Annotated in this window: 14 protein-coding genes; 6 read left to right on the top strand and 8 right to left on the bottom strand. The window is 35.9% G+C overall.

Translation table 11 applies throughout. From position 1 onward, the window contains the following. Positions 1 to 70 precede the first annotated feature (70 nt). The 3 genes from ACP6L2_RS02885 to ACP6L2_RS02875 are packed head-to-tail and all read left to right on the top strand — an operon-like array spanning position 71 to position 1,792. A complete protein-coding gene (locus tag ACP6L2_RS02885; protein ID WP_440507794.1) occupies positions 71 to 646 on the top strand; it encodes a PhnA domain-containing protein in 576 nt (191 codons plus the stop codon). A 34-nt stretch (positions 647 to 680) separates the two neighbouring features. Further along, positions 681 to 1,397 (top strand): rhodanese-like domain-containing protein, encoded by a 717-nt coding sequence (locus ACP6L2_RS02880; RefSeq protein WP_440507793.1) that lies wholly within the window; start codon positions 681 to 683, stop codon positions 1,395 to 1,397. Between the two features lie 20 nt (positions 1,398 to 1,417). Continuing rightward, positions 1,418 to 1,792, top strand: coding sequence for a DUF423 domain-containing protein (locus ACP6L2_RS02875; RefSeq protein WP_440507792.1), 375 nt, complete (start codon positions 1,418 to 1,420; stop codon positions 1,790 to 1,792). 79 nt (positions 1,793 to 1,871) lie between these two features. On the opposite strand, the gene ACP6L2_RS02870 is transcribed toward ACP6L2_RS02875, so the two are convergent. The 5 genes from ACP6L2_RS02870 to ACP6L2_RS02850 all read right to left on the bottom strand — a co-directional run bounded on the left by ACP6L2_RS02870 (position 1,872) and on the right by ACP6L2_RS02850 (position 7,553). Next, on the bottom strand, positions 1,872 to 2,591 hold the full coding sequence (locus ACP6L2_RS02870) for a menaquinone biosynthetic enzyme MqnA/MqnD family protein (protein WP_440507791.1): 720 nt from the start codon (positions 2,589 to 2,591) through the stop codon (positions 1,872 to 1,874). 1 nt (position 2,592) lies between these two features. Next, positions 2,593 to 3,210, bottom strand: a complete 618-nt coding sequence (locus ACP6L2_RS02865) for a histidine phosphatase family protein (RefSeq protein WP_440507790.1) — start codon at positions 3,208 to 3,210, stop codon at positions 2,593 to 2,595. A 10-nt stretch (positions 3,211 to 3,220) separates the two neighbouring features. Beyond that, positions 3,221 to 4,420 (bottom strand): aminofutalosine synthase MqnE, encoded by a 1,200-nt coding sequence (mqnE, locus tag ACP6L2_RS02860; protein WP_440507789.1) that lies wholly within the window; start codon positions 4,418 to 4,420, stop codon positions 3,221 to 3,223. Positions 4,421 to 4,482: 62 nt separating this feature from the next. Further along, positions 4,483 to 6,306 (bottom strand): ABC transporter ATP-binding protein, encoded by a 1,824-nt coding sequence (locus ACP6L2_RS02855; protein WP_440507788.1) that lies wholly within the window; start codon positions 6,304 to 6,306, stop codon positions 4,483 to 4,485. Positions 6,307 to 6,497: 191 nt separating this feature from the next. Beyond that, on the bottom strand, positions 6,498 to 7,553 hold the full coding sequence (locus ACP6L2_RS02850) for a substrate-binding domain-containing protein (RefSeq protein WP_440507787.1): 1,056 nt from the start codon (positions 7,551 to 7,553) through the stop codon (positions 6,498 to 6,500). A 576-nt stretch (positions 7,554 to 8,129) separates the two neighbouring features. Here ACP6L2_RS02850 and ACP6L2_RS02845 point away from each other — a divergent pair. Genes ACP6L2_RS02845 through ACP6L2_RS02835 form a run of 3 tightly spaced genes read left to right on the top strand, consistent with a single transcriptional unit; the run spans position 8,130 to position 10,697 of the window. Beyond that, a complete protein-coding gene (locus ACP6L2_RS02845; RefSeq protein WP_440507786.1) occupies positions 8,130 to 9,296 on the top strand; it encodes a pyridoxal phosphate-dependent aminotransferase in 1,167 nt (388 codons plus the stop codon). Between the two features lie 51 nt (positions 9,297 to 9,347). After that, positions 9,348 to 10,187 carry a prephenate dehydrogenase gene (locus tag ACP6L2_RS02840; protein ID WP_440507785.1) on the top strand — a complete coding sequence of 280 codons (840 nt, stop codon included), beginning with the start codon at positions 9,348 to 9,350 and terminating at the stop codon, positions 10,185 to 10,187. 6 nt (positions 10,188 to 10,193) lie between these two features. After that, entirely contained in the window at positions 10,194 to 10,697 is a 504-nt protein-coding gene (locus tag ACP6L2_RS02835; protein ID WP_440507784.1) for a GNAT family N-acetyltransferase, read from the top strand. Positions 10,698 to 10,736: 39 nt separating this feature from the next. Here the strand turns inward: ACP6L2_RS02835 and ACP6L2_RS02830 are convergent, their stop codons facing one another. From ACP6L2_RS02830 to ACP6L2_RS02820, 3 genes are all read right to left on the bottom strand, one after another. Then, complete coding sequence (locus ACP6L2_RS02830) at positions 10,737 to 11,330, bottom strand: hypothetical protein (RefSeq protein ID WP_440507783.1); 594 nt, start codon at positions 11,328 to 11,330, stop codon at positions 10,737 to 10,739. A gap of 77 nt (positions 11,331 to 11,407) precedes the next feature. Continuing rightward, positions 11,408 to 11,932, bottom strand: a complete 525-nt coding sequence (locus ACP6L2_RS02825) for a hypothetical protein (RefSeq protein WP_440507782.1) — start codon at positions 11,930 to 11,932, stop codon at positions 11,408 to 11,410. A gap of 64 nt (positions 11,933 to 11,996) precedes the next feature. After that, positions 11,997 to 15,092, bottom strand: a complete 3,096-nt coding sequence (locus ACP6L2_RS02820; RefSeq protein ID WP_440507781.1) for an efflux RND transporter permease subunit — start codon at positions 15,090 to 15,092, stop codon at positions 11,997 to 11,999.

The following is a 15,092-nucleotide window of genomic DNA, read 5'->3' as shown; positions in this document are numbered from 1 at the left end:
CGAATGTAACATTCTGTGCCATCATTTAAAATGACTATATTTGGTTAAATTTAATATATCCTAATTATTTATGTTAATTGATGAATTAATTGACAGATCTGGTAATACCTGCGAGCTTTGCGGTTCCTCCGAAAACCTATCTGTTTATGAAGTACCTCCAACAAGTAATGCCAATTATGATAACAGTATTTTATGCTGTTCTGTTTGCAAAGGACAAATTGAAAAAACAGATCAGATAAATCCTGATCATTGGAAAGTACTTAGTGATACCATGTGGTCACCCTATTTACCAGTTCAAATCGTTGCTTGGCGAATGTTAAGTCGTTTGAGAAATGAAGCCTGGGCTTCTGATAATTTAGATATTCTCTACTTAGATGATGATGCGCTTGCTTGGGCTAAAAAAACAGGTGATCATGAAAGTGAAGCAACCGTGGAATTTCATCAAGATTCCAATGGAACACGATTATTTGAAGGAGATACTGTGGTTTTAGTGAAAACCTTGGATGTTAAAGGTTCTTCTATTTCAGCCAAATTAGGGACTGTAGTAAAAAATATTCGACTTGTACCTGACAATACCGAACAGATCGAGGGCAAGATTGAAGGACAAACGATCGTTATATTAACGAAGTATTTAAGAAAAGGATAAGACTTATTTGTAAATAAGTTTAAAAATGAAGATTATGAAAAAAGCATTTTTATTTTTAGGTTCTGTTTTTATGGCTTTGCAAATGCAAGCCCAGGTGAAAATCACCGCAGAAGAATTAGATAAAGCAAAAGATCAAACTGAAAATCAAATATTAGATGTTCGAACTGAAAAAGAATTTCAAGAAGGGCATGTAAAAAATGCAAAGAACATTAATTGGAATGACAAAGCATTATTTGAATCAGCAATCACTAAATTGGATAAAAACAAGCCTGTCTATGTTTATTGCTTAGGTGGAGGTCGTAGTAAACAAGCTGCTGCTCTACTTACTGAAAAAGGATTTAAAGTTTTTGATTACAGTGGTGGTATGATGGATTGGCGCAATGCAGATAGACCAGTTGTGAAGGAAGTAAAAGCAAATTCTTCAGACAATGACAAGACTACTGGGTTGAGTATGGATCAATTTAATAAATTGGTTAATTCTGCAGATGTTGTATTGGTGAATTATTCAGCTGTTTGGTGTGGCCCATGTCAAACGTTAAAGCCTACTATTTTGAAAATCCAAAAAGAACAAGCCCAAAAAGTTAAAGTTGTTCGATTAGATGCAGATGCAAATCCAGAATTAATGAAGGCTTTAAAAATTACCGGAATCCCTCGAATTGGATTATTTAAAAACGGTAAAGAAGTATGGAAGCATACTGGGGTAATTTCTGAAGAGAAAATTATGGCTCAAGTTAACAAAGTAGCTAAATAATCCTCGACTACACTCATTTTATGAAACAACTCGCATTAATATCAGGTTCTATTCTAGGCATATTATCCATTGTTTTTGGAGCTTTTGGTGCCCATGCACTAAAAAAAGTATTGTCTGAGGACAGACTTAGTTCCTTTGAGGTTGGAGTGCGCTATCAGATGTATGCCGCTTTGACACTCTTATTGATTGGATATAACTTCCAATTTGTTGACTCTTATGAACGTTGGGCAGTATATGGAATTCTATACGGTTGTATTCTTTTCTCAGGAAGTATTTATCTTTTAAGCTTTAAAGACGTATGGAAAGTAAATCTAAGATTTTTAGGCCCTATAACTCCTCTGGGGGGAGTATTAATGATTATTGGCTGGGTTATCATCCTAGTTACTTTCTTATAAAGAATCGGTTGATTTAAAAACATCATATAAAAAGAGCGATATAACTTGAATTTATATCGCTCCTTTTATTTTATTTTCACTACAATTCCTTATACCATTTAAGATAAAGGTCAATTGCTTTTCGTTTATCTGCGGTTAGATGATAATCCAAGCTTTCATTGAGATACTTATGGTAATCAAAGTCTGGATACTCTGGAAGACCGGGGATAACATCATCAGGTCTAGAAACTCCATCCTTTAGTGCCTCATTGAACTTATTGATAAAATCTTCTGGAAGTTGTCGATTAGATACCCATACAGCAAAAGCAAAGGGCAATCCGGTTAATTCTTTCCAATAATGCCCCATATCATAAACATAAGGCATACTGTTTTTCTTTCCAAAAGTACGATCGCCAATAAGGACAAAAGCATCGGCTTCCCCTTCTGTTTTGACTTCCACCTCACGTTTCCAGTAATGCTTGATTAAAATTCTAGCTAAACCATTGCTCGTTCGTGATTGCTTATCCAATAATAAAGAACTAATTTCCTCAATAGGTTTACTGGAAAAGATAAAAACAGAATCAACATAGTCTTTAGTACCAATGCAATAATCTGTTAATAGGTAATATTCTTCCATTTTACTTAAAGCTGCTGTAGGGATTATCCCTAAGTCAGCTTCATGTTCTAGGACTTTTCGGGCACATTCGCTCGGATAATCCAGCATTAATTCAATGTCGTTTAAGACCTCTGAGTTTCGAATACCTTGCAAAAAGGGTAAGGTATTGGTGTATGAAACTGCAGAAACTTTAATTTTCTCCATTTTATAGATTTGCTAAATGCTCCGTATTGTAGTAATCTACAATCGTAAAGATGTTATTTTGATATTCTAATTTGTAAAGTGCTGTATTGGTATGGGGGAAATCATCCATTTTGCATACTGGGACTTCCGTTAAGTGACACAGCATAATACGCATAGCCCTGCCATGCATGCAAACCAATACTTGTTCTTCATTCGGTTGAGCAAGCATATGAGCTACTGCTTCTTTCTGTCTAGCGACTAAAGTATTGGGCGATTCACCATTATCAATAGCCAAATCGAGTTCATTATTTCGCCAAGAATTGACTACTTTTTCAAAACCAGATAAGATATCAGGTGTTTGTTCCTGCCCTTCATATATACCCCACGAGATTTCATCCAGTCCTTCCAAAATTTCCATTGGAATTCCTTTTTCGGTAAAAGGGGCTACTGTTTGATGCGTACGCAATAGAGTGGATGCATAAACCTTATCAAAAGGCACATCCTTGTATGCATCGTAAAATGCCTGTGCTTGTTTCATTCCATTATCATTCAATGGACTATTGACTCCTCTCCCTTGCACGATTCCTTTAAGGTTCAGATCAGTCTGTCCATGACGGATAAAATAAAATGTTTTCTTCAATTTATTTGTCTTATGAATTAACCACTGGTAAAGCGTAGTATTGTTTTTTAGGATTTGCATCTTCAAAAACAACATCTTTAAAATCTGTTACCACATGGTATAGTGTGTCGCGTTCAATCGGGTGTCTTCCGACATTTTTAATCAATTCAACCAATTCTCGAGTAGTCATAGCTGGATTTTGTTCCTCTGCTCCTGCCATGCTATAGATCTTGGTTGTATCATCCAAAGTACCATCGATATCATCAACTCCAAAGCTTAAAGACATTTGAGCAGTATTACGAGATATCATAGCCCAATAAGCTTTGATATGTGGGAAGTTATCCATGTAAATACGTGCAATGGCATAGTTCCTTAAATCTTCGACTACTGATACCTCAGGCACATTATGCATTTGATTATCCTTATTTCTAAACTTCAATGGAATAAAGGTCTGGAATCCGCCAGTTTTATCTTGCAATTGACGAAGTCTTTCCATGTGATCCACCCGATGCCAGAACTCTTCAATATGTCCATATAGCATAGTAGCATTGGTATGCATGCCTAGCTTATGCGCTTGTTCATGAATATCTAACCATTGCTCAGCATTACACTTATCATTGGCAATCTTCTCACGGACCTCAGGATGAAAGATCTCTGCTCCTCCTCCAGGCATAGAATCCAAACCACAGGCTTGCAGATATTTCATACCATCGTAATGGCTTAATTTAGCTTTCTTAAAGATATAATAGTATTCTACTGGGGTTAGTCCTTTGATGTGTAGATCAGGTCTATGTTCTTTACAACGCTTAAAGAATTCAGCATAGAATTCTAAATTTTGCTTAGGAACAACACCACCTGTAATATGAACTTCCGTTACGGGTTCACCATCGTATTTTTTCACGATATCCATCATCCCATCAACATCCATTTCCCAACCTTCATCTTTATTCTTAATCATTCTTGAATAAGAACAAAATTTACAGTCGTATACACAGACGTTAGTAGGCTCTATGTGAAAATTTCTATTGAAATAAGTGATATCACCATGCTTCTTCTCGCGGATGTAATTCGCTAAAACACCTAAGTATCCTAATTCAGCATGTTCATATAGATATACCCCTTCATCAAAACTGATTCGTTCTTCTTGTTGAACCTTTAGGGCAATCGCTTTTAGCTCGTGTGATAAGTTCTTATCGTTGATTAAAAACGCTAGTTTTTGTGTTGATTCCATTTCTCACTCCTTACAATACAAATTTAGGAAAACATACGCTAAAAAGCTATTCTTTTAAGCTCTTAACCCTCAGCAAATTGCTGCATATCGATCAGTCGCTTATAAAGACCATTCTTCGCAATTAGCTCCATATGCGATCCGACTTCTACTATCCAACCTGACTCTAAAACAACAATTTTATCTGCACTTTGAATAGTACTCAAACGGTGCGCAATAACCACAGTCGTTCTATTTTGCATTAACTTATATAAGGAATCTTGAACAAGTCTTTCTGATTCGGTATCTAGAGCTGAAGTCGCCTCATCCAACAACATAATTGGCGGATTTTTCAATACTGCCCTTGCAATACAGATACGCTGTCTTTGTCCACCTGAAAGTTTAGAGCCACGATCACCAATGTTGGTTTGATAACCATGGTCGGTATTCATAATAAAATCATGGGCATTAGCTATTTTGGCCGCTTGAATAACTTCCTCTTTACTCGCTGACTCATTCGCAAATGCGATATTATTGAAGATGGTATCATTGAACAAAATAGACTCTTGATTTACTACACCAATTAGAGCCCTCAGCGACTCCTGATTAAGATCCCGAACATCTACTCCATCAACACTCAACTGTCCCGCAGTGACGTCCATAAAGCGTGGTATTAAATCCACCAAAGTAGACTTCCCACCACCTGATGGTCCAACTAAAGCAAGGGTTTGACCCTTTTCTATATCCAAATTGATATCTTTCAATACCTCATGATCCTCATAAGCAAATTTCACTTGATCAAAACGAATTCGATCATTAAATGTGGTAATTACTTTTGCGTTAGGCTTATCAGCAACCTTATTTTGCTCATCTACAAGTTGCAGCACACGTTCTCCAGCTGCAATTCCATTATGTATATTGCAAAAGGCATCTGTTAAAGCCTTAGCAGGACGCATGATTTGAGAGAATATAGCGATATAGGTTATAAATTCAGATGCTGGTAAATCTCCTTCTCCAGATAAAACTAAATGCCCGCCATATAAAAGAATGATGGCTACCATAATAACCCCTAGTAATTCCGAGACTGGAGAACCCATTTGCTGGCGACGAACCATACGACGATTAATCGTTGCATAGTTATCATTTTCATTATTAAACTTCCTTTTAATGAAGTCTGCTGCATTAAAAGATTTTATAATTTTGATTCCAGACAAAGCTTCCTCCAAATAGGTAATCATATTGGCATAAGTCCGCTGACCTTCTTGAGCTTGATGTTTTAAAGTTTTAACAATTTTGGAAATGAAAAATGCAGATACTGGAATAACCAATAAGGAAAACAAAGTCAACTTTACAGAAATCATAAACAACATCACCAAAAAGGCAATCAACTGTAAAGGCTCCTTAAACACCACCTGCAAAGTACCAGTTACTGAAAATTGAACAACCTGAACATCAGAGGCAATTTTCGAGATAATATCACCTTTTCTTTGATTCGTAAAGTAACCCAAATGTAAGTTCATTACATTGCTAAAAACAGACTTTCTAAGGTTTAACAGCGTATGTATCCGGAGATTCTCCATGATCCTTTGGGAAAGGTATCTAAACAAGTTACTGATGAAAACCGAAGCAACAATGACAATACAGGTATATTTTAGCGCTTCATAAGGCCCAAAGCGCAATGCCATATCGGATGAGAAATAATTGAAATAAGCCATTAAGTCAAATTCCTCTGGCCAAGGAACTTTTTCTACTACCGCATTTTGAGAATTAAAAAGCGTCTGTAATAAAGGGGCTAATAGTGCAAGATTTAAAGTGCTAAATACCACCATTATCAACGTACAGATAATGTACGGTATGGCATATTTCTCGATAGGTTTTGCAAACGTAAGTAGTCTAAAGTATGTTTTCATTCAAAAAACTAAGAGTACAAATGTAGGAAAATTTGTAATCATCCTAATTTTTAGCAATTCTTCGATTGAAAATGTTGCAATCTACTGTCATTCGGCAGCATTTAACACTAGATTGCAAAACATTTAATATTTCATAGATTGTAGACCAAACAAACTAAAAAACAAGCCTGATAAATTTATCAGATTAAAGACTAATATTCATAATATTTGAAGTTCTCACGTGTGACAACATCAATAGGCATAAACTGCATCTTATGTACTTTACGCTTAGCAATAAAATGCTCATACAATGCCACAAAAGCACGATATCCCTGTTCAATTGGCTTTTGGCAAATGAGAAAATCGATATACCCTTCAATCAATAACTCTAAATTTGGCGTAGAGTATTCATATCCAATAACCAGAATATCTTTTATATTTCTTTTTTTCAAATATTGTCCAACCAAGTGCACATGTGAACCAGTGACAAAAATTAATTTGGTTTTTTTATTCTGAAGAGCTTTAGTCATTCTTGTTTCAAAAGAATGCATACTTGCAGAGGAGAAATCCAATTTCTTGATCGATTTTTCTCGTTTATATTCTTTCATATAAGCTTCAAACCCTTCATACCTTAATTTCAACCGATTTAAACTGTCTTCATGTTTAGCAATATTGACCACTAGGACTCCATCTTCTTCCTCTAATAAATAATTACATAGGTTGCCTACTACTCTGCCTGACTGGAACAAATCAAAACCGATATAGCTCAATGGTTTTGCATCTAAGATATTCGTATCAATAAAAACATATTGAATACGTTTTTCAATACATCGAATAGATAAATCCAAAGACTCCTTAATGAATATTGGGGCTACAATAATCCCGTCAATAGGACCTTTAAATAACTCTTCAACTTGCTCTGCAAAAGAACTCCTATCATCTTTATCATACAAAAAATAGCTTAACTCAACACCAAATTCACCAAACTCTGACAATGCAGATTCAATACCTGTGATTGGTGCTTGCCAATACCCAGATTCCTTGACGTCATTCGGAATAAGAATCCCAAATTTATAAACTCGTTTTGAAGCCAAGCGTTTCGCCAATATGTTTGGCTTATACTTAATCTCATCAATGATGCCCAAAATCTTAGATTTTGTCTTTTCTGCAACACCTGGCCTACTATGTAATACTCGATCTACAGTCGCTATCGAAACATTCGCTCGACGGGCGATTTCTTTTACTCCGGATAATTCAGAAATTCTCATAACTGTCTTTTGTTTTGAAAGTATTTTAATTATTAGGCGAATTTAATAAAATAGTTGAATTATAAAAGTCCTAATAATATTATTAATATTTGCTTCACAATTAATTTTTGAAAAATTCATTCTAATTATTTGTTTTACCATATATTTTATACTATATATTTATTTCTGCAAAATCACAAAACACAAAGAATGTAACGACAATTATTTAACGATAAACAACAATTAATTTCACTGAATCATAAATTCAAGGATAAGGCAACAAATCACATTACGCTCATGAACAAATAACCCCTCTTTATCTTGATTTTAATCGAAGACAAAATTTCTTTTCAATAAGCTAAAACATTAAAATTTCCTATTATGAAAACTCAATATGATAACTCCTTTATAACTATTAAATGACCTAAGAGAAGTAGTTTTTGAAGGTTCTAGAATTCAATTTGGTTAATTCTGATAGAAAAATGGCAGAAAAACAATGATTCCATTGCTATACTCAACAGATATCGGGGAATATCTTTAACATAATTAGATTAAACAGCGGAAGTTTTTATAAATTTAACGCCAAATATTAAAATAATGGAAATTGACGTAGCGAAACGCCTTCAACATACTGAAGAGTATTACTTCTCTAAGAAGTTGAGGGAAATTGATGAGATGAACAAGAATGGTGCACAGGTAATAAACTTGGGCATCGGCAGTCCTGATCTCCCGCCACATCCAGAGGTCATCAAAACACTTCAGGAACAAGCGGCATTACCCAATACCCATGGTTATCAGAACTACAAGGGCATACCAGTCCTTAGACAAGCCATGGCAGATTGGTATGATCGATATTATGGCGTCAATTTAAATCCAAATACTGAGATACTACCACTTATAGGTTCAAAAGAAGGAATAGTACATATTTGTATGACCTACCTTCAAGAAGGTGATGAAGCGTTGGTTCCTAACCCAGGTTACCCGGCATATGCTAGTGCAGTAAGAATTTCTGGTGCAACCATTAAATCTTATGATTTATCACCAGATTTAAATTGGTTACCCGATTTAGAAGCTATGGAGGCTCAAGATTTATCCAAAGTAAAGCTCATGTGGATTAATTATCCGAATATGCCAACTGGTGCATTAGCTAACAAACATTTTTTTGAGCGTATTATAGCATTTGGTAAAAAACATCAAATTCTAATCTGTCATGATAATCCGTATAGCTTTATCTTAAACGATACGCCACAGAGCATTATGGCAATACCAGGCGCCATGGATGTCGCCATTGAGCTTAATTCTTTAAGCAAATCATCCAACATGGCTGGTTGGCGTATTGGAATGCTGGTTGCAAATGAAAAACGTCTTGCTGAGATTTTACGATTTAAAAGCAATATGGATTCTGGAACCTTCTTCCCTATTCAAATGGCAGCTGCAAAAGCCTTAAATTTGGACAAATCCTGGTACACTCAATTAAACGAAGAATATAAAACTCGAAGAGTTAAGGTATTTGAATTAATGGATTTATTAAATTGCCAATATGATGTTAATCAGGTTGGATTATTCGTATGGGCTAAAGTCCCAAATACATATGCAGACTGCTACGAATTAGCTGATGATATACTTTATAAGGCGCATGTTTTTATCACGCCTGGAGGCATCTTTGGCACCGCTGGTGAAAGGTATATCCGAATAAGCCTATGTGCACAAGTTGCCGTTTATGAAATGGCTATTAATCGTATAAAAAAAGCGATTCAGAAATAGCTTTTAAAGGACTGGATTTCCAGGATTATTGATTTTATTGCAATTAAGAAAATGAATATAGCAATTGTCGGAACAGGTCTTATCGGTGGTTCGATAGGGATCCGACTTAAACAAACAAACTTTGCTGACAAGATTGTCGGTGTTGAAAAAAGTGAAGCCAACCAAAAGAAAGCCCTTCAATTAGGATTGGTAGATGAGTTTCAAACTTTAACTGAAGCCTTACAGAATTGTAAGATTATTGTATTAACAGTACCAGTAGATGCTATTATGGAACTCTTGCCTCAGTTACTGGATAAGGCTACTAAACAGATCATCATCGATATGGGATCAACCAAAACCAATATTTTGAATCTCATTTCAGAGCATCCTAATCGTGGTCGTTATGTTGCAGCCCACCCCATGGCTGGTACAGAATACTCTGGTCCTGAAGCAGCTATCCCTAATCTATTTAAGGATAAGATGATGGTATATGTAGAGGCTTTTAAATCTGATGAAGATGCGTTTGAATTAGCAGATGCACTTACAGAACAATTGGAAATGAAAACTTCTTTTATGACAGCTGATGAGCACGATATGCATACGGCCTATGTCTCGCATATATCTCACCTTACCTCATTTGCTCTGGCTTTAACTGTTTTAGAGAAAGAAAAGTCTCAAGGTAGAATCTTTGAATTAGCAGGATCAGGCTTCCAGTCTACTGTCCGCTTAGCAAAATCTTCTCCTGACATGTGGACTCCTATTTTTAAACAGAACCGCAGCAATGTATTAGAAGTTCTCGAGGAGCATATCAAACAATTACAGCATATATACGACAAAATCAATCAAGAAGATTATGATGCTGTCCATAAATGGATTAAAAAATCCAATAAGATCAAACGTATTATAAAATAAATCGCCATGTTGGAAAGACAAATATTAAGCAATGAGCTTGTAAAACTTATCCCTTTGGTAAAGGAAGATTTCGAGTGGTTATATGCTGCTGCATCAGACCCTGAAATTTGGGAACAACATCCTGACCGCATGCGTTATACACCCCTAGGTTTCACCAAATACTTTCAGAAGTTATTAGCGAATGATATTGCATATATAATAATTGATCATCGAACAGGAAAGGTAATTGGAACGACTTCCTTTTATGAATTTAATAAAGATAAAAAGTCTGTTTCTATTGGCTATACATTTTTGACTAAACCTTACTGGGGAACTCAGTATAATCAATCCATTAAAAAGCTCTTATTGGATTATGCTTTTCAATTCGTCGATGAAGTTTACTTTCATGTAGCTAAGGAAAATATTCGATCTCAAAAGGCAATCGAAAAGTTAGGAGCTACACTTGTACGTGAGTATACGGCTACAGATAAAAACGAAATAAAACTCGAATACAGCCTTAAAAAGCTTTAATCGAATCAATAACAGAAATTTATAAAGGAGCAATGGGTTTTACCCATTGCTCCTTTCCATTATGACCATTAGCATGAGGCTGAGGACAAATCGTTCATCATCTACATCCTTGTCCGTTAGCTTTAATACAGAAAACTTTCTTCCAAAAAAAGAAGGTTCTTTCCGAATCTCAAACATGGGTTCATCTAAATCATTTCGAAGAATATAAGAGGGGTTAAATACATAACCTGAAAGCATCCCGATTATGGGCAATTCACCAAATAAACCATCCCAAAATTTTGTCCAGGGATTCTTTTCTTTAATCGTATGGTCATGCAGATCACTAGCGTCCATCAGGTTAAAAGTAGAACGCCATAGGGATTTAATTGTCTTTCTACGAGCTTTACCTAAAACCTTCCCTTCCGAGTCCTTAATTGTAAAAGTTTGCTGAAAATCAATCCGTTTATTTGATATGAACTCATATAAAACTTCAGATTTCGAAGAATCGCGATATACCATAATATGATCTCGCCAGCTAAATATCTTTTCCCTAACATAATATAAGGGTTGACCTGTGGCATCTGTAGCTAAAAAATCTTTAGCAAAACTCGTAATTCGAAACTTAAAATGTAGGGGATATTTTAGATCTTTCATAATAATTGATTAATATCTAAAAATATAAAAATTTAAGAGTTTTCGAATTTATTTAAGGAAAATTTTTGAAGATAATGTTAATACTTCCAATTTAGTTTTTCAAAAACTTTGGACCATAGCCATACTGGCCCAACCCCTACTAACTGAAGAAAGCGATTTGCATGTCCTTGAACAGGCTTTACAGTAAACCATAATCCAAGTAAACCTATTAGAGCTAGAATTGAACATACTAAAAGCACTGAGGGTCCACCATCTCGTTCTACATATTCTAACTGTACAATGAAAAAACTCATTATTCCTATACAAAACAAAACCGCATAAGATAAGGTAGGTGCTAATTTTAAGTAAGCATAGATAACTATAGCAATAAAGAAGGAACCCCAATTCAAAAAAGTATGAGCGTTCATTTTCACCAAGAATTCAAACTGCGGAAAAGGTATCATCCAGATCATACCCATTACACCAAAAAAAGCTAAAGTCAAGAACACGGCAATTAGTGATTTATTGGAGCTTGCATACGTTTGGTCCAATTCGTAGAAATGTTTTTCAACTGGTCTTGAAAAGCTTAACTTTTTATTGCTTGGTTTATCCTTTTTGTTCATGTCGACAAAGGTACATATTATTGCCCTAAAATAACCTGATTAGGGTCATTGTAGGGCAATATAATCAGATCAATTTCTCCTTTTTCCTGTATGAAAAATAGAATACGACCGGTAATACCGTAAAGGATAGAATCAAACAGATCAACAAGCCACCAACGATCATAATGGCCAGTGGCTTTTGAATCTCCGCCCCCATTCCACTTGACAAAGCAGCAGGTAATAATCCCATTGAACCCATTAATGCAATCATGACAATAGATCTAATCCTACTTCGAACACCTTGATCTATGGCTTCCAACAGCGTCTTTTTCCTGAGGTATTCTTTCATAACGGCAATTAAAATGATGCCGTTAATAGTATTAACTCCAAATAAGATAATTAAACCAATACCTGCAGAAATACCAAATACTGTTCCTGTAATCCATAAGGAAAGAAAACCACCAATAAAAGCAAATGGAATAGTAATAGCAGCTATCGCTGTATCTTTCATATTTCCAAAGTTACTGTACAAGAGAATTAGAATAAGCACTAAAGAGATTGGAATGACCGTCATCAATTGCTTAGTTGCCCGTTCTTTGCTCTCGAATTCACCGGCCCATTCCATCTGATTCTCTTTAGGTAATTTTACTTCTTTTGCTACAACTTCCTTTGCCTCTGCAATGGTACTTCCTAAGTCTCTTCCTGCAATGCTGAATCCAACCCCAATATAACGGCTATTTCCTTCTCTATAAATAAACGCAGGCCCCGTAACATAGCCAATGCTTGCAATTTCACGCAATGGAATTCTCTCTCCATTACTAGTTGGAATAAGAATACTCCCTATTTTTTCGGCTGTATTTCTATATTCCTCGCTAAAGCGTAGAACCACATCAAATTGTCTCTCTTTTTCATAGAATTTAGTTGCCGATTGACCACCAATAGTCATCGCAATGACAGCCTGTACATCAGCAGTAAATACACCATATTTAGCCATCTTGGAATCATGCAGTTGAATCCTTAATTCTGGCAAACCAATATTCTTATAAACATTGATATCTGTAATACCTCGAACCTTAGCGATGCTTTCCGATACTTGATAGGCATAATCCTCTAATTGATATAAATCATCCCCAAAAATCTTGATTACCAAGGAACTCTTTACTCCTGCTACATACTCCTCCACGTTATCTTGAATAGGCTGACTAAACCCAAAAGTGATTCCAGGGTATTGTCCTAATTGCTTACGCAACTGCTGTATAATGTCTTCCTTACTAACTTTTCGGCTCCAATCTCCTTCGGGTTTTAGCTGCACATTAAACTCGATATTAAAGAAACCAGTCGGATCAGTTCCATCATTTGGTCTTCCAGTCTGCGTTAAGATAAAATCAATCTCCTGGCAACTATCCAGCATCATGTTTTTCATCTCTTTTGTCAATTTGGTGGACTCCTCTAGGTTGACACTATTGGGTAAAGTAGCCCGTATATATATAGCCCCTTCATTTAATTGAGGCAAAAATTCTGAACCATAATTCATGAACTTGATGATACAAAGGCTCAATAAGCCTAAAAATAGCCCCATCGTCCAATACTTGAACCGTAAGGCATTACTGTACAAGCCATAAATACTGCGATTAAAAAATCGTGTAACTATATTTTCCTTCTCCTCCATGCCCTTATTGAATAATAATTTACACATGGCAGGAACATAAGTTAAGCTTAGAATCAAAGAACCCAATAAGGCATAACCCAGCGTAAATGCTAAAGGAGAAAACATTTTACCCTCCACCTTTTGAAAGGAGAAGATGGGTAATAAGGCAACAATTAAAATAAGTAATGCAAAGAATATGTAAGAGGCCACACTACCGGCACTCTTTTTAATTATCCCCATCTTACTCATCTTGGCAAATCTTTCTGGGCCCACTTTATGCGACATGGTAGCCATAGCTACAAAAACAGTCTCCACAATTACTAAAGTACCTTCCAGCAACAAGCCAAAATCCAAAGAACCCATTGAAATTAAATTCGCGGGCAGTCCCTGAATCTTCAACATAATAATCGCAAACAGAAAAGACAGTGGTATGACGGAGGCGACAATAAAAGTAGATTTCCAATTATATAAGAAGATAAATACGATTAAAGAAACTAGTAATACGCCTTCAATGATATTTTTGGATACAGTTTTTACCGTATTATCCACCAAGGTTGTCCGGTCAATAATTGTTTCAATCTGAACATTCCCAGGCAATATCCGTTCATTTAGTTCCTTAATTTTGGATTTAAGATTTCCAATAACCTCCGATGGATTTTGACCTCTTAGCATCACCACAATACCTTCTACTAAATCATCCTGCTCATTGAAACCTACCTGCCCTAAACGTGGTTTGTTGGATACAACTACCTCAGCAACGTTCTTCACCAATATGGGTGTTGAACCTACTAATTTGACCGTAATATTTCCGATATCGTCTATTTTATCCAATAAACCAACACCACGAACCACATAAGCCTGATCCCCTTGTTGAATGACATCTCCACCAACATTTATATTGGATTTAGAAACAGCTTCATATACCTCCAATGCCGTCAATCCAAAGTTTTTAAGTTCTGTAGGATTGATTCTCACCTCATAAATCTTTTCCTCTCCGCCAAAACTGATGACATTGGCAACCCCAGGAACGCTTAAAAGTTCCCGCTCAATTACCCAATCCTGCATAGCTGAAACTTCCTTGATTGGAAGATCACTCTTAATTACGTAGCGGTAAATTTCACCTGTCGCACCGGATGGTGGTTCAATTTCAATCTCTGCCCCTTCAGGCAAATCAACTCCACCCATCTTATTCGAAACATATTGCTGCGCATAGAAATCATCTACAGCATCTTCAAATTGAACAGTAACTACCGATAGTCCAAACAAACTTATTGAGCGAACATTACTTTTACTTGGGATACTGTTCATCACCTTAGAAATGGGTAAGGTGATTTGTTTTTCTACCTCTTCAGCACTCCTTCCAGGCCATTGTGTAATAATCCTTGCCCTTGTATTCGTAACATCTGGAAAAGCCTCGATTGCCGTATGTTTTAATGCGTATATGCCTATAAACAATAAAGCTAAAGTGGCAAAGAGAACAAATGTGGTATTCTTTAAAGAGAAGGTGACGATCTGCTGTACAAATTTCTTCAT

This window comes from Sphingobacterium lactis, from assembly GCF_051951495.1.
GTDB classification, from domain to species: Bacteria; Bacteroidota; Bacteroidia; order Sphingobacteriales; family Sphingobacteriaceae; genus Sphingobacterium; species Sphingobacterium lactis_A.
The sequence above is the reverse complement of the archived record's forward strand: the minus strand, read 5'-3'. Positions and strand labels throughout refer to the sequence as shown.